This window comes from Cytobacillus kochii (assembly GCF_044790165.1).
GTDB classification, from domain to species: Bacteria; Bacillota; Bacilli; order Bacillales; family Cytobacillaceae; genus Cytobacillus; species Cytobacillus kochii.
Genome location: NZ_CP085254.1, coordinates 3,495,894 through 3,515,924 on the forward strand (window position 1 = coordinate 3,495,894; position 20,031 = coordinate 3,515,924).

Sequence of the window (20,031 nt, forward strand, 5' to 3'; positions counted from 1 at the left end):
TTAACTTAATAGGATCACGGGCGTCTATTCTCCAAGATTTTCAATTTCATTGTAAATGGATGTGATGTCATTAATTGTTTGCATAAATTCTTGGTCCTCGATAAATGCCTCAGATAATGTCCCTTTCTCCAAACTTTCCTCAAGCTTAACTAACTGCGTAGATAATGCTTCATTTTGTTGCACCAATTCAGCATGCAGACTATCAATTAATTCTGGTGCCTCAGTGTTTTCAATTGTATCGATGGCATTTTGTAAATCCTCTACATTTTTTTCCAGTGATGCTGCAACATTCTCATCCGTTATCGCTTGCTCTGCTTGTTCCGGAAATTCGTTGGCAAACTGTGTAATCTCATTCATATAATCTTCCACATCATTTACGTATGCCAACGTATTTTTTGTATCTTCAATTGGCGAACACGCAGACAAGCTTAACAACAAACCAAAAGCAGCAAGGTAAACTTTTGTTTTCATCCCTTATCTACCCTTTCTTTTCTTTAACTGTTCTTTTATGATTGGCACTGCTTTTTTCTTCAAAAACTTCACGCCTTCTTTTTGAATGAGTCTCTTTAATAATTTTTTCACAGCCATTAGTCTTCACTCCTTCATAAATGAGTTAGTCTTTCTTTTTTTAAAAGCACGACAAAAACCCTTACCAAAGAAACTTGGTAAAGGTCTCGCAAACAACGAATGTTGCCAATAAAGCCGAGGGAAAGTCCCTGTACTGACGACTTTACTGTAACTGCTACTCCCCTTTAGACAAAAGGTAGTTGATATTTAAGTTTTCCCAATTATACCATGCCCATATTTAACCTGCAACTGATTGCAACCTTCATATGAAAGAAGAAGTCGATGACAGTTTTCAATTAGAAAAATATGAGCTTAAAGCCCAATCAAGCTTAGCCTTCCACTCCTTGGGATGCATCCCACTTTCCTTGTAATTTGCGCAACAAGATGATTTGACCCGTATGATACGCCGTATGCAAATAAAGATGACTCAATGCCTCACTGGCATGATTCATAACTAAATCATCCGCTGCTTCTAGGTTTTTTTTCCAATCATTATATAAATGATGAATCCTCTCTCTCGTATGAGAAAAAGTTACCCCTTCATCCATCTGAAAAGTATCTTCTTTCGATTGTCATCCACTGATTCTTCTTTGAAGCGATGCAAGTATCTTTCATTATAATAAAGAAGATGTGTTGTGATTTCATGGATACTATGAACGTCTTCGTTCGGTTTCCAATCTGCCTCTTCGTCACTCAAATTGACTATGCTATTCAGCAAACTAACAAACCAACCATTTTCATGATGTGATGCATTTAATTGCTCTTTTAATACCTCCCTTAATTCCATCACTTTGCCCCCTTTTGCATTCTTAAATCCAAACATCATTTTCAGCCGTCAATGATGATTTCACCTCTCCTGTATTAATCACTCCTTTCGGTTCAATTAATATGACATGGCACTCTTCTTTTGCATATGGACAATGTTCTACTCCCTGAGGGACAACGAATAAATCACCATTCTTTAATACCACATCTTCTTCTCTCATGCGAATCGTTAATTCACCTTTAACTACCAAAAATACTTCGTCTGTATCATCATGCTTGTGCCACACGAACTCCCCTGAGAATTTAGCGACCTTCAATTGATAATTATTCATTTCTGCAACAACTTTTGGAGACCAAAACGTATGAAATTTTGTTAGTTTTTCCTGAATGTTAATGGGTTGATTGTTCATTTTTATGCCTCATTTCCTTGTGAAATAACTTTATTCATTTCTTTTGCTGCATTTATTGCCCTCGTATCTTTTTCGATATCTCCCGGTTTGTTTCCTTCACCCAATATATATCCTAAAAACTTCATTCCTATAAAATCAAAGATGTACTGAAATTGTTGAATCATTGGTAATCCCTTGATCGTTGGCTGATCTCCACCAACAGCAATGACATAAGCTTGTTTATTTCCCATGGACTTCTTAAAGTGTTTCATTTCGGGATCCCTGAGTGTTTGGGACCAACGATCGATAAAATTCTTCATCATACCGGACATACTATACCAGTAAATAGGTGTAGCAAATATTAACGTTTCATATGTCATTATTTCTTGAATTAATTGTTGATAATCATCATCCACTAGAGGAAAACCGCCTTCACTATGTCGATGATCCTTTATAGCATTTATTTGATAGTTAGATAAATGAAATTCCTTAACTTTCACCCCATTTATCACTTGTTTCGTCAACCATTCAGTATTCCCGCTTTTACGTGTTCCACCATATATGACTGCTATATTCATTACGATTCACTCCTCTAGTTTCCTATCATATTAAGTTTAATCTGTTTCTATTAATAGATACAGATGATAATATAGATATCATCAATCGAAAAATACGATCAATGCAGAAGGTGAAAAAATGGATATGAAGCAATTAAAGACCTTTCAAACAGCGGCCACTACTTTGAATTTTACAAAAACTGCAAAAATGCTTAATTTTGCACAATCAAGTGTAACCGCTCAAATAAAAGCATTAGAAGCAGAACTGCAACACCCACTTTTTGAAAGGTTGGGAAAAAAACTTGTCTTGACCGCTACCGGTAAAGAATACAAGAAGTATGTTGACCAAATGTTAAGGTTAAATGATGAGGCACTACAAAAAATAAGTGACAAACAGTTTAGAACAGCCTCCTTAACAATTGGCGCACAAGAAAGTCAATGTACTTACAGACTTCCACGAGTTTTACAATTATTTAAATCACAGTTTCCTCATGTAAAATTGACGTTTAAACCTGCCCATTCTGATGATTCAGCAAGAGCACTTTTAGATGATGGTACACTCGACCTTGCCTTTATCATGGATGTGAGAAAAACCCCTGAGACCTTACTGACAGAGACATTAATAATTGAAGAGTTAAAAATGGTCGCAGCGCCAGAGTATGCAATTAAATCAAGCGTTACCCTAAAAGATTTACAAAATGAATCATTTCTCTTAACCGAAATCGGATGTGCCTATCGCACTTTATTGGAGCAGACTTTAGCGGGGGAAAATGTCTTTTTGCATAACAGTATTGAGTTTGTGAGTATAGAGGCCCTTAAACAATGTGTAATAGCTGGACTAGGTGTGGCTTTTCTTCCCGCCATGGTCGTCAATAAAGAGCTTCACAACGGTCAATTAAAAGAAGTTATTTGGCCAAACGAACACATTCAACTCTATACACAAATAGCTTGGCATAAAAACAAACAAATGACACCACCACTACAAGCATTTATTGATTTAACTAGAAACGTATTTAAAGAGGAGAGAAAAAAAGCTGTTGGTTCTTATTAATAAGAGTTAATCCTATTATCGATAGCTTGGCAGTTACTATTTAATGATCGTCTCCACTATGTGAAATAATGTCGTAACAAGTTGTAACGCAAACAATCTAAATTTTCGCAAGGAAACAAAATTTACTAATGAAAAGGCTAACACCACCATCGCTCGGCTTTCACTTCTGCTTTTCCACTCTTGTCCATCATTTCCTTATATGAAAAAACCCAATCCGATTTGATCAGATTGGTTTTTTACTATCGTCTATTACTCTCATAAAAATATTTGATTGAGCGCTCAATCATCAATCATTTTTATTTATAAGAATGCCACTGTTGTTTCAACACTACATCGTTTTTTTGCATATATTGTAGACTTGCAACAAGCGCAAATCCTATCATAAGAAAAATGACAACCATGCCGATGACTCCATGCCATTCGTAGCGCGACCAAAAGAATCCAGCAACTGTACCACCGACACTAGAGCCGAAATAATAAAGAAATAAATAAAGCGAAGAGGCTTGTGCTTTGTCATGTGTTGCTCGTTGGCCAACCCAACTTGAAGCAATGGCGTGTGCCCCGAAAAAGCCAAATATAAAGATAGATAAACCTAAAAGAATGCCGATGATATGAGGTATAGCCGTACAAACTGTACCTACTATGGCCAAGGTGAAATAACTAACTAACATCTTCTCTTTACCGTAAGAACGAACAAGTTTTGCGTTAATTGTAGAACTAACTACACCGATTAAATAAATAAGAAATAACCAGCCAATCGTTGCATGACTATATGAAAATGGCTCGCTCATTAATAAATAACCAACATAGTTAAACAATGCCACATTGCTGCCTAATAGTAAAAAACCGATAAAAAACAAAGCTAACAACATTGGATCTTTAAGATGGTCAATTAAAGAATGGGATAATGAACGAAGGTTTAATAATCTCGGTTTAAAGAATTTTGAATCAGGTAAACTTCGTTGAAAATACATTGTGGCAATAAAGCCAATCAGTCCCACGCCAAGGATAGCAATTTGCCAGCTGAAGTAATCTGTAATAACACCCGTAAACACACGCCCAAAGACAGCGCCTGTGGCATTCCCACTAATATAAAGGCCCATTGCCTTTCCTAAACTTTTCGGATTCATTTCCTCAGATAAATAAGCCATTGCAATAGAAGGCAAGCCTGCAAGTGTCACACCAATGAGCACACGATAAATAAGTAATATCTCAAAAGAAGGACTAAATGCCGTCAAAATACACAGAAATGAGGAAATGAACATGGAATAAACCATAATCGGTTTTCTTCCCCACACCTCTGATATAGACCCAAAAAATAACATACTAATCGCTAAAACTACTGTTGTCAGGGAGAGGGAGAGACTTGCTTCTGCTGGGGTAATAGAAAAAATTTTCGAAAACTCCGGCAGTAATGGTTGCATGCAATAGAGTATGGCAAAAGTATTAAACCCCGCAGCAAAAAATGCGATATTCACTTTTTTGAAAAGATTGCTACCTTGTTGTATGCCGTTCATCAATTCATGTTCTCTTCTTTCTTTTAGAATAGTTCTTGTCTTGTAACATATTCTTTAATATTAAACATCGTACCACCTTTGAATCGATTTGTATAATGCATTATAATAATAAAAACAATGTATTATTGTAATGGAAAAGAGTGAGTCTATGGATATTCAACAATTGCTTTATTTTCGAACTCTTGCGGAAACGGAACATATGACACAATCAGCAGAGAAACTATTGATTTCTCAGTCTGCATTAAGTCGTTCCATTGCGAGGCTAGAGGATGAATTAGGTGTGCCATTATTTGAAAGACAGGGGCGTGCTATTCACCTTAATGCTTATGGGGTTATCTTTTTACGAAGAGTAGAGAAAATGATTCAAGAGTATGTAGAAGCTAAGCAAGAAATTCAAGACCTTATTCAACCGCATACTGGAACGATTTCTCTTGGCTTTCTCCACACATTAAGTACCAACATTATCCCCGATATGATTTCACAATTCCGTGATTCTTACCCTGAGACACATTTCCGACTTAGTCAGGGAGCTTCACATGTCATGTTAGAACAACTCTATAATGGGCAAATTGATTTATGTTTTATTGCACCTAATGAAAAAAATGATCAGGTAGGCTGGATGAAGTTATGGGAAGAAGAACTTTTTGCTGTCGTACCTAAAAACCATCGGCTAGCAAAGAAAAACTCTATTACACTCGAAGAACTAAAATATGAACCAATCATTCATTTAAAGAAAGGATATTCTTTAAGAGAGACCGTTGAGGGGCTCTTTTTAGATGCAGGCATCACGCCAAAAATTACGTTTGAAGGTGATGAGGCAGATACAGTCGCGGGGTTAGTTGCTGCAGAGCTTGGGGTTTCAGTTTTACCTGATTTGAAAGGTATCAACAAAAGTAAGATTATACAAATTCCAATTAGCCGACCACATTGCTTCCGTATGATTGGTATTGCCTGGTTAGAAAGCCGTTATATGTCACCCATTACAAAAACGTTTAAAAAATTTGTGACAGACCAATATGTCTCTTCTGGATGGTGAAAATACAAAGCCATCCAGAAAGATATATTCAAAACCGATGTTGGTGAAGATTCCCGAACCGTTCAAACCATACCAATGCCTTCTGTTCAACTTTTTTCACATAAGCATTTTTTCCTTCAATATAGGCATGGATATCTGTCGAGTGCTTGATGGCCAACGATTCTTTTAAGGCACCATATCTTTCAGCTTCTAATGGATGAGTCCGTAAATAATCACGAAAGGCAAGATGTCTAATAATCTCCTTATTGTCTTTTGCAAAAAAATGAAGATGATGCATACGATTATCATGTCCTTTTTGAAAATATCTTCTTCCTCTTATACCATTCTCTCCTCTTGCTTCATACCCTAATGCATTCATTTCAATTAAGTAATCATCAACCTCTGCAATATCTTTGACAACCGGTAATATATCAATAATCGGCTTGGCTTTAAGGCCTGGTACTGAGGTGCTACCGATATGAAAAATGACTATCATATTATCTTTAAAGACTCGTTTTAACTTCTGTGCCTCTACTTCAAAGGCCGTAGACCATTGTCTATCATAATTAAGTACTTCTACTTTCCTCATGATTACCTCCATTTCCTAGGATTGAATAGTCCCTCTATCTGTTCGAATAATGATTGGTGCTTCTTTAGCGTATTTATTTGAGAAAATCCACCTTCTACCAACAGGAGCAACAATAATATAAACTCCATCTTCATATTCTCCGAAAAAGTTTAAATATTTCTCGTGTTTAATTGATTCGTTGTTTCTCACTGGTATTCCTTTATCTTGTAATTGCTGAGCAAGCTCTATTATATGGTTTGTAACGATACCTACCTCACTTATATTTAAAAAATGAGCCTTATGAAAATGTGATTCACTAGCTACTGCGGACGTTTTTCTTGCAATCAATTCAACGATATTACCGGATGGATCCTCGAAATAGATCGCTTTTGCTTTCGCTTCCTTAAAGTCTACCTCATCTTCCCCCTCCTCCATTGCCAATTTAACTCTATTACTTAACCAAACTTTCGCTGATTGAAGTAAGTTAGGTGGAATATTAATAGCAAAGTGATAAAAAGATGCCTGTTCAATCTCCTCTTGAATGGTTAACAGACTTGTACCAACCTGAAATGTAATCTGTTGTTTAGATTCTTTATATACATTTAGACCCATCACTTCTTCATAAAATTTTCTCGTTTCATTGTAATTACCTACATATATTGTCAGCTCTTTTATTTGCATACGTTTCTCCTCCTTACCGTTTCTTTCATTATACAAAATGACCGTTGTTTAAAAGTCAGTCTATAGGTTGAAAAAATCAGTTAAATATTAAAGGATAATGAGTATGCACAGCTTTTTCTGGGACCAAAAAAGTGAAAAAAGCTATAGAATCAATTAGATGATTCCATAGCTTCATTGTGTTTATACTCAGGATCAAGAATAATAACCTCTACTCTGCGATTTTTCTCCCAATTTTCTGAGCTATTGTTTGCGGCAATCGGCCTTGTTTCACCGTATCCTACTGCAGTAAAACGAGACGGTTCTATTTCATTATTCTCCACTAAATAACGAATAACACTACTTGCTCGAGCTGAAGATAACTCCCAATTTGATGGGTAGCGATAAGTCTCAATTGGGCGATTATCTGTATGGCCCTCGACTCGGATAAGATTAGGCATTTCTTTGAGCATGACCCCTAAGCTTTCGAGAAAACCAAATGAATCTTCAATAAGATCGGCTTGGCCCGTTTCAAACAATACTTGCTCTTGCAGAACGAGCACAACACCTCTTTCATTTCGATTGGCTGTGATCACATTTTCCAACCCATTAGATTTTAGATAACTCTCCACTTCCTGAACAAGTGAATCAAGTGAATGTGGTGTACCTGTCTCTGTTTCATCTGGCACAGATTCACGTCCATCATCAGGTAATATTGATGAGCTAGATTGGAATATCCCTACTTTATTAAATGAATCTGAGACAGCCTTAAACTTCGTCATATCCACTTGCGACATCGAAAATAGAAGGATGAAAAAAACGAGAACGAGCGTAACAAGGTCTGAATAGGTCACCATCCAAAGGGGAGCACCCTTTTTATTGTTCCTATCTCTTTTAGATCGGCGGTTATTGCGCCTCATGTTCAAAGTCCTCCGTTAGCTCTAGTCGCTCCTCGATAGCTTTTTTCTCGGTTTCGGACAAGTAAACACTTAATTTCTCTCGTAAAATCGTTGGGTTCAGTCCCGTTTGAACACCAATTACCCCTTCAATCACAACCTGTTTATAAAAAATTTCATCATCCGTTTGTGATTCAAGTTTCGCAGCTAAAGGATTGAAAAAAAGATTTGCTAGTAAAGAGCCATATAAAGTCGTTAAAAGAGCAATTGCCATTCCGGAACCAAGTTCTGAAGGGTCGTCCATATTTTTCAACATAAGGACTAGTCCAATTAATGTACCAATCATTCCCCAAGCAGGTGCATAATCCCCTGCTTTTTCAATAATATTCCTTCCTTTTCGATGGCGCTCTTCCATTGCATCAATATCGGCATCAAGTATATCTCTAATCATTTCTGGTTCAATTCCATCAACCGCCAACAACACACCTTTACGGATGAAAGGATTTGGTTCATTTACAACTTCTAATTCTAAAGATAATATACCTTCTCTTCTAGCACGGTCTGCTAACTTAACAAAAGTCTCAATCAGACTCTCTATTGACCTCTCTTCTTTAGAAAAGCCTTTTTTCATTACTATAAAAGTCTTTCGTAGATCCTTCATTTGGAAGGATATAAAAAGACCTGCAACTATCCCACCAATGACAATAAAGATGGATGAGAAATCAAAAAAATACTTAATCCCAGTCCACCCACCGGAAGCAACAATTCCAAAGATAATCATGATTACACCGACCATTAAACCAACTGGTGTTAACTTGTCTAACTTTCTCATTCTCTCTCTCCCTAATGACGAAATTAGAAAACTCGCCTATTGGCGAGTCTTGCAAGAGGTGAAGACAAGTTATTCCTTATTAGCTGTAAAGAAACTTATCTTCTCACTTGACCATTTTTTCTTACCTTAACATGTAAAAAGTGAGAATTACCTTGTAAATACGGTAAACTCACTTTACATGTCTTTCCCTCTTTTTCTCATATCGGTCGGATGATTATTTTGTTGAGTTACGCTGTTCAATTCGGTGCGGAAGTACTACTGTGTGATCTGTGACTTCTTCCTTATTCATATACTTCGTCAATAATCTCATTGCAACTGCACCTATGTCATATAGCGGTTGTACAACAGATGTAAGTTGTGGTCTCACCATTAAAGCTAATCTTGTGCTATCAGAGCTAATCACTTCTACATCCTGAGGTACGTGATACCCTTTATCTTGTGCGCCATGAACGATGCCTAATGCCATTTCATCTGAACCAGCAAATATAGCAGTTGGCTTGCTATCTAACTCTAACAAACGTTCAAATGCTTCCAATCCTGAGTCATATGTGTAGTCGCCTTCAATTACCCATTCTTCATGATAAGGAATACTCGCGTCTTGAAGAGCTCTCTTATAGCCTTCTAATTTTTTCTCTGCATTGATTGGTTCTCTTAAAGGGCCAATCAGCAAGGCAATTTTTTCGTGACCTTTTTGAATAAAGGCTTCCGTGGCATCATAAGCTGCTTGTTCATAATCAATGTTAACAGAAGGGATGGTTTGCGACTTTTCAATAGAACCAGCAAGTACAATAGGTACAGGAGATTTCTCAAATTCCGTCACATGTGCTTCCTCTATATTACCGCCCATAAAAACAATCCCGTCCACTTGTTTTCCTAACATCGTGTTTAATAGATGTAACTCCTTGTCCATATTTTGATCTGAGTTACTTAAAATAATATTATACTTATACATCGTTGCGATATCTTCGATTCCTCTAGCTAACTCCGCGACAAAAGTACTCGATACATCGGGTAATATCACCCCTACTGTCGTAGTTTTTTTACTAGCAAGTCCCCTTGCAACAGCATTAGGGCGATAGCCTAAACGTTCAATTACCTCTAATACTTTTTTTCTTGTTGTCGGTTTGACATTAGGATTCCCATTGACAACCCTTGAAACAGTAGCCATTGAAACATTTGCTTCGCGTGCTACATCATAAATCGTAATATTCATGTCACACACTCCTTCTACTTTTTCTATATTAATAAAATGTATTTATGTATGTCATTCTTCTACAAACCTTATTTGTTCAGCAAGAATTGTAATTATGTATAATCATACGATACTTTTCTCATCCCTCGCAACTTCATGCTGAAATATTTATGAAAAAGTCAAAAAATAGTTAGAATCTAACCTACATAACTGTTATCCCAAAGTTCTTTCCTATTGTTCAATTCCTCACATAATCTTAAAAATAAAGATTAGAAACCACAACCAGCTTACTACAAATTCTTTTAAAAAGATATAAAAAAAGCCGACTCAAGAGGGAAGGTTACCATTCCCCTTAAATCAGCTTTATTATACCATTACACTTGAATTTGTGAAGGAAGTTTAAGTGCGTTCATGAATTGATCAAATTGATTTAAATCCATTTGCTGAGCGGAATCAGATAACGCCACTGCAGGATCTGGATGTACTTCTGCCATAACCCCATCAGCACCAATTGCAAGTGCTGCTTTTGCAGCTGGAAGTAATAAATCTTTTCTTCCAGTTGAATGAGTGACATCAACCATAACTGGTAAATGTGTTTCTTGTTTTAAAATTGGAACAGCCGTAATATCTAACGTATTTCTTGTTGCTTTTTCATATGTTCTTATGCCTCGTTCACAAAGAATAATTTGGCCATTTCCTTGTGCCATGATGTATTCAGCTGCATTAATGAATTCTTCAATCGTTGCAGACATACCACGCTTTAAGAGTACAGGCTTATTGATTTGTCCTGCCGCTTTTAGCAATTCAAAGTTCTGCATATTTCTAGCTCCAATTTGAATAACGTCTAAGTACTGCACTGCAGTTTCCATATCATTTGGGCTTACGATTTCTGAAATAACAGCTAAACCATATTCATCTGCTACACGTTTTAAGATCTTCAAGCCTTCAACACCCAAACCTTGGAAATCATAAGGAGAAGTTCTAGGCTTAAATGCGCCGCCTCGTAACAACTTCAAGCCTTTAGCTTTCACAGCTTCAGCAACTGATGCCACTTGCTCATATGATTCTACTGCACATGGCCCAAAGACAAGATGTGGCTGTCCGTTACCGATCTGCTCTCCATTTATATCAACAATTGTATTTTCAGATTTTTTCTTACGGGATACTAATAATGCTTTGCGATGGTCATCCTTTTGTAATTCTAAACCAGCTTTAAAAATTTCCTTGAACATATGCTCAATTGTTGAGTTCTCAAAAGGTCCATTATTATTCTCTTTGATTAGATCCAACATCGCTCTTTCACGGACAGGATCATAACGATAGACTCCTTGTGTTTCCTTTACCCTTCCGATTTCTTGTACAAGTTCTGCTCTCTCATTAATTAAAGAAAGCAACTGAAGGTTAATTTCATCCACTCGGTTACGCAATTGCTCTAGTTCTTTACCCATAATAGTCCCATCCTCTCAATTGTTATTACATTAAAGCTCAATTCCGAAAAAGCGAAGATGAGTACAATACTTTCTTGCTTCATTCAGATATCACTTATTTGTTTTGGTGATAATTATAATACATTTTTTATAATTGTTGTTATTATATATGAAATATACGCTTCTGTCACTAATTTTATCTTTATTAATTAGACGCTTTTAAGCAATAAAGCAAATTGATTCAAAAGGATGTGATTCTTTTGGGTGAGAAGAAACAATTTTTTGTCTTAGATATAGGAACAAGGTCAGTCATTGGTCTCTTTATTCTTTTTGAAGAAGGTGAGTATAATTGTGTTGATTACTTTGTAAAGGAACATGATGATAGGGCAATGATGGATGGACAAATTCACAATATCCAATCGGTTGCAGAAACAGTTATTGTTATTAAACAATACTTTGAAAAAAAACATGGTCCCCTTCAAAAAGTATTTATTGCTGCAGCTGGTCGATCATTACGAACCGAACGCATAATGGCTAGTATGGATATAAGAAATTACCCGCCTTTAACTGCTGATAATATTCAATACTTAGAATGGCAAGCTCTTCAAAAAGCACAATCTACTATTACAAATAAAACTCATCAAACAGAAATCCAAACAGATTATACCTTTGTAGGCTATACACCACTGTATTATTTTATTGACCGACAGCCTATTGGAAGTTTATTACACCAACAAGGTGCTCAAGCGAGTGTAGAAATTATTGCCACCTTCTTACCTAAGCTTGTTATTACCTCTCTAGAAGCAACAGTACAAAGAGCAGGGTTAACGATTGATGGGCTCACACTCGAGCCTATTGCTTGTGTACAAACCTTAATTCCTCCATCCTTACGACACTTGAATATAGCTGTATTAGATATCGGAGCGGGTACATCTGATATTGCCATTACTAATGAAGGAACAATTACTGCTTATGGGATGGTGCCACAGGCAGGTGATGAAGTGACAGAGTTCATTCAGCAATTGACACTAACCGATTTTCATGAAGCAGAGCGTATCAAACGGCATTTAGTCGACCATGAATCCTTCACATTTGAAACATTAAATAACACACAACAACATATCTACTCAAAAGACTTAATGAATAGACTTTTTCCCTTTATCGAACAACTTGCTCATTCACTTTCAAAAAAAATACAACAGCTAAATAATAAAAAGTCACCTCTTGCTCTCCTAATAATTGGCGGTGGAAGCTTAACACCTGGCATTCAAGAATTACTTAGAGACCAATTAGATTTGCCGCCACATCAGGTCATGCTTAAAACTTTAAATAGCTTAAAACATCTATCATTTCCAGAAGAGCTAGCTTCTCACCCGATGTATGTTACACCTTTTGCAATCGCTATTGCAGCCAACGAAACTCCGCTTAGATTTGTTCCTATTACAATCAATGGTGAGACAGAACGATTGCTAAAAATCATGACTCTCACAGTAAAGGATGTCTTATTAACTGCAAAATATCTAACAAGGAATTGGTATGGAAAAATTGGCTCTCCAAAAGTAATTACCGTTAACAAACAACAAATGACCATTCCAGGAAGTCACGGAAAACCGCCATATATTTATTTGAACGGTAAAAAAGCAAAATTAAAAGATGTCATTCACGCCCATGATGAAATAAGTGTCGTAAGAGGAATGAGCGGAGAGCCAGCGACTATTAGAGTATCTGATTGTGTCGGAGAAACCGAGAATAAAAGTATTTATATTCATGATGCAAAATACACCATTATGCCCTTAATAAAAGTGAATCAAGTAACAGCATCCACTCAACAGCTACTCGAGGACGGTGATCATATTGAATATATAATCCCATCGACAATTACAGAAATCTTTCATTCATTAGATTTGACACATCTTTTAGAGCACGTAAAGCCATTTCAACTGATCATCAATGGGAAGCAGACAATCATTCCACCTCATAACGGAAAAGTCATTTGCAATGGAAATTCGATATCTTTAACTAGTCATGTGAACCATTTAGATCGTTTAGAGATTATTGAACAACGCCCATTAACACTGTTAGAATTCATCAAATATAAATCTTTACAGTACAAGGTCAGTATGACGATTAGTGTTAATAATAAAGAAGTTACGCTTTATAAACAACTTTTGCACATAATCAGAGAAAAAGAGAAATTAGGTGAGGAATCACTTATACATTCAGGAGATGTACTAGAAATAATAAAGGAAGAAGAACAAGCAAGGTTTTATTTTCATGATGTGATTAAATTTGCTCAAGTTCAAATTCCTTATCATGGTAAACTTCAATGTACATTATTTAAAAACGGCAAGAAGTCCTCTCTATTGGAGGAAATACAAGAGGGGGACAGTTTAAAAATTCACTGGTCAACTAAAAATTACACACTCGTGCGGAAAAAACACATAACTCCTTCAACCAATTTAAATAATGTTCCGAACGACTCACGTCCATATTAGACAAATAAATCGTTCGGGATAGATAACTTCCTTAAGCTTGTACAGCCTCATTTAGGTTATCATATGTAATTTTACGGTGGGATGTATGCCAAGACACTTCTTTATTAACAAAAAGAAAAGCTTGTGGAGATTCGTGTTTTACTTCAAATATTTCTGCTATCTCGTTTGACAATGGGCGATCTTCTTGAACAACTAAGTAATAAGCTTTCACATCACTATTTTCATTTGTGTATTTTTCATATTGCTCGTAAGCATCTGCGCTGATTGGGCAAGTGTTACTGTGCTTAAGTAATAACATCTTCTCATTCTCTTGCAATGCTTGGTTAAATGCTTCTTTTGTATTTAATCTTTCCATTTGAATTACCTCTCTTATTATAATTATGGTATACCTCACATTATTTTACTAAAAAAGAGTCACCTATGACAAATCGAGATCATAATAAAGCGGTAAAGAATAGAGGGCTCTTTACCGCTTTATTGAATACTATTGATTTACTTTTTCCTCTGTTTGGTCAAAAGCTACTTTCGTTTCTTCTAATCTCTTTTGTGCTTCTGCTTCCGATGTTGGAGCATTTTCTTCAGCCACTCCGTCATCTTTTGCAGTCATTTGCTTAATTTTATCTTTCATATCTGCAGACTGCTTTGAGACTGTTTGTTGTAAGTCATTAGATTTTTCTTTTGCTGATTGAACGATTTCATTGCTTTTTTCTTTAGCAACCTGAACCCATTCAGTACCTTTTACTTTAGCAGTATCAGCGATATGGCTAGATTTTTCCTTTAAATGAGAAGCTTGTGTATTAATATCACTTATTAGTTCCTTACCTGATTTAGGGGCAAGTAATAATGCTGTACCAGCACCTACAATACCACCAATTAGTGCTCCGATGACGAAATCCTTTGTATTAATGCTATCTTCATTTTTGGCCACTTGTGTTGATTCATTTTCTTGACGATCTTGGTTACTCATCATTATCATCCTCCAAATTGAATTTATGACCTTGCTCTTTCTCTTTTCTTGCTAGGAACTGGGATAGGATCCTCAGCTGTATACGTTTGCGCTGGTGCTTGCTTACGTTGTTTATATTTCTCTCTTAATTCTAAGATGACATTACCCCAGCTAATAGCTTGTGCAACTTTTTCTTTATTCGACTCTAGCTGCTGACTGACTGAAGATGATATATTTTGAATAGAACCATTAAAGGTTCTTACTGAGTCCCCTACTTCTTTTACGGCACCAACAACATTATTCAAGCTTTCAGATTTCTTTTGAATATCTTCTGCTAATGCATTCGTTTTATGTAAGAGTACTGTCGTTTCCTTGGTCACTCCATCAAGCTGTTTTTCTAACCCGTCTAATGTCTTAGATACACTTGTTAACGTTACTTGTAGGGATGAGAGTGTTTTAGCAAGGTAGATGACTAAAACTAAAAAAGCAATGGCAATAACCGCTACACTCAAATACAAGATAATTTCCATTAGGCACACCTCCGTATTTTCAAAATAAGAATGATTCAAAGAAAAGAGCAAAGTATTTAATTTATTATTGCTTTTCCCCAATTATGAGAGAATAAACGCTCTTTCCAAATAATCCTTTTTATTTTATCTGTAAATATTATCATAATATAAACAATTACTTAAATGAAGCGATTAGACCTAACGGGAACCTTACTTATCTATTTTATCCTAAGAAAATCATTTATTCTGTCTTTTTCTCTAGTTATTTTCGAACAAACCTCCCACTTTAGGTTACAATAAGAAGGTAGTAATCAATTTTTTATTCGGAGGGATATGTAATGAAAGATCCTCGTATTGAACAATTAGCTAAGAACTTAATTAATTATTCAATTGGTTTACAAAAAGGAGAAAAAGTTCTCATTGAGAACTTCGGTTTACAAAAAGAACTTGTAACTGCTCTTGTAAAAGAAGCCTACGCCGCTGGTGGTCACCCTTTTGTCACGATAAAAGATAATACAGTTGACCGCGCACTTTTATTCGGCGCAAATGAAGAACAATATAATATGATGGCTTCATTTGAAGCAAATGTCATGAGTCAAATGGATGCTTATATTGGTTTACGTTCTGGAAATAACATTAACGAACAAGCAGATGTACCAGATGAAAAAATGCGTATTCACGGATCAACAATCGGTCAGAAGGTACATAGAGAAATTCGCGTGCCAAAAACAAAATGGGTCGTACTCCGCTATCCAAACGCTTCAATGGCTCAATTAGCTAAAATGAGCGTGGAAGCATTCGAAGACTTTTACTTTGATGTATGTAATTTAGACTACAGTAAAATGGATGCAGCCATGGACAATCTCGTTTCATTGATGAATAAAACAGATAAAGTTCGCTTAACAGGACCTGGGACTGATTTAAGTTTTTCAATTAAAGATATCCCAGCTATTAAATGTTCTGGACAAATGAATATACCCGATGGTGAAGTTTATACCGCTCCAGTGCGTGATTCAGTGAATGGAGTTATTTCTTATAACACACCATCTCCATATAACGGTTTTACGTTCGAAAATGTAAAACTAACTTTCGAGAATGGGAAAATCATTGAAGCCACTGCTAATGATACTGAGCGTATTAACAAAATATTTGATACAGATGAGGGTGCTCGCTTTGTTGGAGAATTTGCTATTGGTGTTAACCCTTATATTCTACACCCAATGCAAGATATCCTTTTTGATGAAAAAATTGACGGTAGCTTTCACTTCACACCAGGACAATGCTATGACGAAGCATATAATGGGAACAAATCAAATATCCATTGGGACTTAGTCAATATCCAACGTCCTGATTATGGTGGTGGAGAAATCTACTTCGATGATCAATTAATCCGCAAAGACGGCAAATTTGTAATTGCAGAATTAGAAGCACTCAATCCAGAAAACTTAAAATAAGCTAACAAATGGGAATTTTCCCATGTGAACCACGAACAAATTTTTGTTCGTGGTTATTTATGTATTCCTACATAAAAAATACTGCCACAATAATTCATGCATATAGCAGAAGCCAACAATCATCTTAACCGTCTTTTCTTCAGATTTAATTGTTGTAATTTTCCTTCTGTACTAATTCAGTAATTTCCTTAACAACAGGTACACCCTGTCTTGTAATGGTATTAAACATGACAAAAGTCTTCTTACATGTTGTCAATAGCTCTTGATCCTCATTATATATTTCTTGATAAATATAAAAGCTTTTATTACCTACATTACGTAATTCTGTGAAAATTGTGAGTTCTTCATTCACTCGTGCCTCTTTTTTATAGGTAACATCAAAGTTAACCATTACTGTTCCTAAATGCTGTTGATCTAATTGCTCTTTTCCAATGCCAATTTCTCTATACCAGTTAGATACACCCTTCTCTAAATAGACAAGATACTTCATATAATTCATGTGACCTAAATGATCAATATCATCTTGTTGAACACATACCTTTAATATATTTTTTCGCATCTTCATTCCCCCGTAATTTATCCGTCATTTTTTTATATTATATTTTATCAAAATAGTAAGAAAATGAATACCATCAACTTTCATCATTCAAATTTATTTAGTTCAAAGTAATTGATTAAGGGGAATATTTAAAGAAAAAATGATTGCTATGCCGTGTTGATGGCCTGATGTGAGTGTAGCCCATTAAATGCGCAGCTATCTTTTCCGATTTTACTTCTGATGCACGAGCAAATCCCTTTTGATCTGCTATCTTTGCTTATTTCACTTCAGTTGCACGAGCAAATTCCTTTTTCTCTAATGGACTTAAACCACAAATTGAATTGATGAAACAAAAAGTAGTCCCCCACTCTCATGAGGAACTACTCGCTTATAGTTGCATTTCGTATGCTTTCTGGAATTTTTGAATGTCGCCTGCACCCATAAAGATTAAGACACCATCGTGGTGATCTTTTAAGATATTCGTATCGTCTTCGTTTAAAATAACAGAACCATCCACTTTTGCTTGTAAATCTTCAATAGAAAGCTTTCCATGAATTTCCCTAGCGGATCCAAAGATTTCACATAGATACACTTGGTCTGCCAAGTTTAAACTTGAAGCAAAATCATCTAAGAATGTTTGTGTCCTTGTGAAGGTATGCGGTTGAAAAACACCGATGATTTCTTTATCAGGGTATTTTTGACGCGCTGCTTCAATTGTTGCTTTTATTTCAGTCGGATGGTGAGCGTAATCATCGATAATGACTTGATCACCAATTTGTTTCTCTGTAAATCGTCTCTTTACTCCTCCGAATGTGAGGAGCTGCTCTTGAACAATCGAAGCATCAATATCTTCGTAATGACACACGGCAATCACGCTTAAAGCATTTAAGATGTTATGATCTCCGTATGATTTGATCGTGAACGTATTATAGAAGGTATTCCTTACAAATACATCAAAGGTTGTACCGCTTGTTGACTTGATGACATTTCTTGCTTGAAAGTCATTTTCTTCACCAAAACCGTAAAAAACAACAGGTACTTTTGCTTGCACTTTTTGTAATTGTTCATCATCACCACAAGCGAAAATCCCTTTTTTTACTTGTAATGACATTTCTTGAAACGCAGAAAAAACATCATCAAGACTTGCAAAATAATCTGGATGATCAAAATCAATATTTGTCATGATGCAATAATCCGGATGGTATGACAAGAAGTGGCGGCGATATTCACATGCTTCAAAAGCAAAATATTCGGCCAGTTTATTTCCTCTCCCAGTACCATCACCAATCAGATAAGCAGTAGGATTCGCACCTGTAAGTACATGTGCAAGCAACCCAGTCGTAGAAGTTTTACCATGTGCTCCTGTAACAGCGATACTTGTAAAATTCTTCATGAAATCACCGAGGAACTTGTGATAGCGAATGATTGGTAAACCAAGTCTTGTCGCTTCTTCTATTTCCTCATGTGTATCAGGGAATGCATTACCGGCAATGATTGTTAAGCCAGGTTGTATATTATTTTTATTAAATGGCAAAATTTTTATTCCAGCTTCCTCAAGTGCCACTTGTGTGAAGAAGTGCTTTTCAACGTCTGATCCTTGAACATTATAATTCATATCATGTAGAATTTGTGCAAGTGCACTCATCCCTGACCCTTTAATACCGACGAAATGGTAAATAGTCATATAAAGAAACCTCCAACCATCGTATATCTGTAAAACAGTATATGACATATATCTATTTTTGCTCATAATCGTTTATTTCAAGTTTCCATAGTTCTTTTTAATTCACATTTAAACATTATATCATTATTCCCTTTGAAAAACTATGTATCACTTGTCCCGATCATCATAATTTTTTGCAACTTATAGTGCATGAGAATTTTCCTTACCTACAGCACAGTATATCAGCCTTTTCTACTTAAAAAGGTTGTTTATTTTTAGGTAATAAGAAAGAGGACTATTGACTCAACACTTCCCAATATTGGCTTTCTGGTAAAATGTCCAATGCTCTGTGCTTTAAAAAAGACCTCAATGTATCTTTTTTGCCCATTCTTTGATAGTTTGTACGTAATTCACTAAAAGGATGAACATCTTGACATAGTAGGAGAGGGGGAAAAGCGAAATTATTCTTTATACCAGGAATTCTCCTTAAAAAAACAACCGTTCCTCTTACGATAGTTAAAGAAGAATGCTCTACGTTATTTAAAGATACAATTTGTTCTTCCTCATTTAAATCATATCCAACTATAGTCTTTCCATCATAGTTTGTAATTAACAATGGTTCCATAACAGCAGCCATACATAGGGCAGCTTGAATCATTTCATATTCACGCATCTGATTTCTTTGTCTCTGTAAAAATAGCTGAAACACGCTAACCCCATGAATGGTTTGGTAGTCAAAAATTAACCAATCTGTAAATAGATGGTACATGCTTGATGGAATTTCATCCTCCTCCTTTAATTGGAGGTGTAGTTTAAAAATATGCTTTGCACGGACCATCTCACGAATATTTAAGTGGCGTTCACTGTACCTTTTAACCTTTTCAATTAACTGAAAACTAGCTTCCTCACCTTGCAGTTGCTTTTTATCACGAAACTTGTGCAAATGAACGATGGGTGTATCATTTTCAACCATCATGACCCTTCCTTACCTTT

22 protein-coding genes are annotated in these 20,031 nt (G+C 35.9%); 4 read left to right on the plus strand and 18 right to left on the minus strand.

Annotation, left to right across the window (positions count from 1 at the left end):
* Window positions 1–24: 24 nt before the first annotated feature.
* From LG276_RS17770 to LG276_RS17790, 5 genes are all read right to left on the minus strand, one after another.
* Window positions 25–471, minus strand: a complete 447-nt coding sequence (locus tag LG276_RS17770; RefSeq protein ID WP_251162547.1) for a DUF6376 family protein — start codon at window positions 469–471, stop codon at window positions 25–27.
* A 425-nt stretch (window positions 472–896) separates the two neighbouring features.
* The gene (locus LG276_RS17775; RefSeq protein WP_251162546.1) at window positions 897–1,115 is read right to left on the minus strand and encodes a hypothetical protein; all 219 of its coding nucleotides are present in this window, start codon (window positions 1,113–1,115) and stop codon (window positions 897–899) included.
* Window positions 1,100–1,354 (minus strand): DinB family protein, encoded by a 255-nt coding sequence (locus LG276_RS17780; RefSeq protein WP_251162545.1) that lies wholly within the window; start codon window positions 1,352–1,354, stop codon window positions 1,100–1,102. The genes LG276_RS17775 and LG276_RS17780 overlap by 16 nt, the downstream gene beginning before the upstream one ends.
* Before the next feature lie 22 nt (window positions 1,355–1,376).
* Window positions 1,377–1,742 (minus strand): cupin domain-containing protein, encoded by a 366-nt coding sequence (locus tag LG276_RS17785; RefSeq protein WP_095372238.1) that lies wholly within the window; start codon window positions 1,740–1,742, stop codon window positions 1,377–1,379.
* Window positions 1,743–1,744: 2 nt separating this feature from the next.
* Window positions 1,745–2,299: a flavodoxin family protein gene (locus tag LG276_RS17790; protein WP_251162544.1), complete on the minus strand. Its 555-nt coding sequence runs from the start codon at window positions 2,297–2,299 to the stop codon at window positions 1,745–1,747.
* A 118-nt stretch (window positions 2,300–2,417) separates the two neighbouring features.
* On the opposite strand from LG276_RS17790, the gene LG276_RS17795 reads away from it, so the two are divergent.
* Window positions 2,418–3,329, plus strand: coding sequence for a LysR family transcriptional regulator (locus LG276_RS17795; protein WP_224938767.1), 912 nt, complete (start codon window positions 2,418–2,420; stop codon window positions 3,327–3,329).
* A 296-nt stretch (window positions 3,330–3,625) separates the two neighbouring features.
* Here LG276_RS17795 and LG276_RS17800 read toward each other — a convergent pair whose 3' ends face one another.
* Window positions 3,626–4,846 carry an MFS transporter gene (locus tag LG276_RS17800; RefSeq protein ID WP_251162677.1) on the minus strand — a complete coding sequence of 407 codons (1,221 nt, stop codon included), beginning with the start codon at window positions 4,844–4,846 and terminating at the stop codon, window positions 3,626–3,628.
* Between the two features lie 148 nt (window positions 4,847–4,994).
* Between LG276_RS17800 and LG276_RS17805 the strand changes: the two genes are divergently transcribed.
* Entirely contained in the window at window positions 4,995–5,882 is an 888-nt protein-coding gene (locus tag LG276_RS17805; protein ID WP_224938768.1) for a LysR family transcriptional regulator, read from the plus strand.
* Between the two features lie 28 nt (window positions 5,883–5,910).
* Here LG276_RS17805 and LG276_RS17810 read toward each other — a convergent pair whose 3' ends face one another.
* The 6 genes from LG276_RS17810 to LG276_RS17835 form a co-directional block, all read right to left on the minus strand.
* Window positions 5,911–6,450, minus strand: a complete 540-nt coding sequence (locus LG276_RS17810; protein WP_251162543.1) for a GrpB family protein — start codon at window positions 6,448–6,450, stop codon at window positions 5,911–5,913.
* Window positions 6,451–6,465: 15 nt separating this feature from the next.
* The gene (locus LG276_RS17815; RefSeq protein ID WP_251162542.1) at window positions 6,466–7,110 is read right to left on the minus strand and encodes a hypothetical protein; all 645 of its coding nucleotides are present in this window, start codon (window positions 7,108–7,110) and stop codon (window positions 6,466–6,468) included.
* A gap of 149 nt (window positions 7,111–7,259) precedes the next feature.
* The gene (gene motS / locus LG276_RS17820) at window positions 7,260–8,006 is read right to left on the minus strand and encodes a flagellar motor protein MotS (protein ID WP_251162541.1); all 747 of its coding nucleotides are present in this window, start codon (window positions 8,004–8,006) and stop codon (window positions 7,260–7,262) included.
* Window positions 7,993–8,814, minus strand: a complete 822-nt coding sequence (gene motP / locus LG276_RS17825) for a flagellar motor protein MotP (RefSeq protein WP_404292464.1) — start codon at window positions 8,812–8,814, stop codon at window positions 7,993–7,995. The genes motS and motP overlap by 14 nt, the downstream gene beginning before the upstream one ends.
* Window positions 8,815–9,028: 214 nt before the next feature.
* On the minus strand, window positions 9,029–10,027 hold the full coding sequence (gene ccpA, locus LG276_RS17830; protein ID WP_224938773.1) for a catabolite control protein A: 999 nt from the start codon (window positions 10,025–10,027) through the stop codon (window positions 9,029–9,031).
* Window positions 10,028–10,380: 353 nt separating this feature from the next.
* Window positions 10,381–11,454 carry a bifunctional 3-deoxy-7-phosphoheptulonate synthase/chorismate mutase gene (locus tag LG276_RS17835; protein ID WP_285840908.1) on the minus strand — a complete coding sequence of 358 codons (1,074 nt, stop codon included), beginning with the start codon at window positions 11,452–11,454 and terminating at the stop codon, window positions 10,381–10,383.
* A gap of 239 nt (window positions 11,455–11,693) precedes the next feature.
* On the opposite strand from LG276_RS17835, the gene LG276_RS17840 reads away from it, so the two are divergent.
* Window positions 11,694–13,928, plus strand: coding sequence for a cell division protein FtsA (locus LG276_RS17840; protein ID WP_251162540.1), 2,235 nt, complete (start codon window positions 11,694–11,696; stop codon window positions 13,926–13,928).
* A 31-nt stretch (window positions 13,929–13,959) separates the two neighbouring features.
* Here LG276_RS17840 and ytxJ read toward each other — a convergent pair whose 3' ends face one another.
* The 3 genes from ytxJ to LG276_RS17855 all read right to left on the minus strand — a co-directional run bounded on the left by ytxJ (window position 13,960) and on the right by LG276_RS17855 (window position 15,404).
* Window positions 13,960–14,283 (minus strand): bacillithiol system redox-active protein YtxJ, encoded by a 324-nt coding sequence (gene ytxJ / locus LG276_RS17845; protein WP_251162539.1) that lies wholly within the window; start codon window positions 14,281–14,283, stop codon window positions 13,960–13,962.
* Between the two features lie 129 nt (window positions 14,284–14,412).
* Complete coding sequence (locus tag LG276_RS17850; RefSeq protein ID WP_224938776.1) at window positions 14,413–14,895, minus strand: YtxH domain-containing protein; 483 nt, start codon at window positions 14,893–14,895, stop codon at window positions 14,413–14,415.
* Between the two features lie 23 nt (window positions 14,896–14,918).
* Window positions 14,919–15,404 (minus strand): DUF948 domain-containing protein, encoded by a 486-nt coding sequence (locus tag LG276_RS17855; RefSeq protein WP_224938777.1) that lies wholly within the window; start codon window positions 15,402–15,404, stop codon window positions 14,919–14,921.
* Between the two features lie 317 nt (window positions 15,405–15,721).
* Between LG276_RS17855 and LG276_RS17860 the strand changes: the two genes are divergently transcribed.
* Window positions 15,722–16,837: an aminopeptidase gene (locus tag LG276_RS17860; protein ID WP_095372225.1), complete on the plus strand. Its 1,116-nt coding sequence runs from the start codon at window positions 15,722–15,724 to the stop codon at window positions 16,835–16,837.
* A gap of 145 nt (window positions 16,838–16,982) precedes the next feature.
* Here the strand turns inward: LG276_RS17860 and LG276_RS17865 are convergent, their stop codons facing one another.
* From LG276_RS17865 to LG276_RS17875, 3 genes are all read right to left on the minus strand, one after another.
* Window positions 16,983–17,396, minus strand: coding sequence for a thioesterase family protein (locus LG276_RS17865; protein WP_224938779.1), 414 nt, complete (start codon window positions 17,394–17,396; stop codon window positions 16,983–16,985).
* A 367-nt stretch (window positions 17,397–17,763) separates the two neighbouring features.
* Window positions 17,764–19,059 carry a UDP-N-acetylmuramate--L-alanine ligase gene (gene murC / locus LG276_RS17870; RefSeq protein ID WP_224938780.1) on the minus strand — a complete coding sequence of 432 codons (1,296 nt, stop codon included), beginning with the start codon at window positions 19,057–19,059 and terminating at the stop codon, window positions 17,764–17,766.
* A gap of 274 nt (window positions 19,060–19,333) precedes the next feature.
* The gene (locus LG276_RS17875; protein WP_251162538.1) at window positions 19,334–20,011 is read right to left on the minus strand and encodes a hypothetical protein; all 678 of its coding nucleotides are present in this window, start codon (window positions 20,009–20,011) and stop codon (window positions 19,334–19,336) included.
* Window positions 20,012–20,031 lie beyond the last annotated feature (20 nt).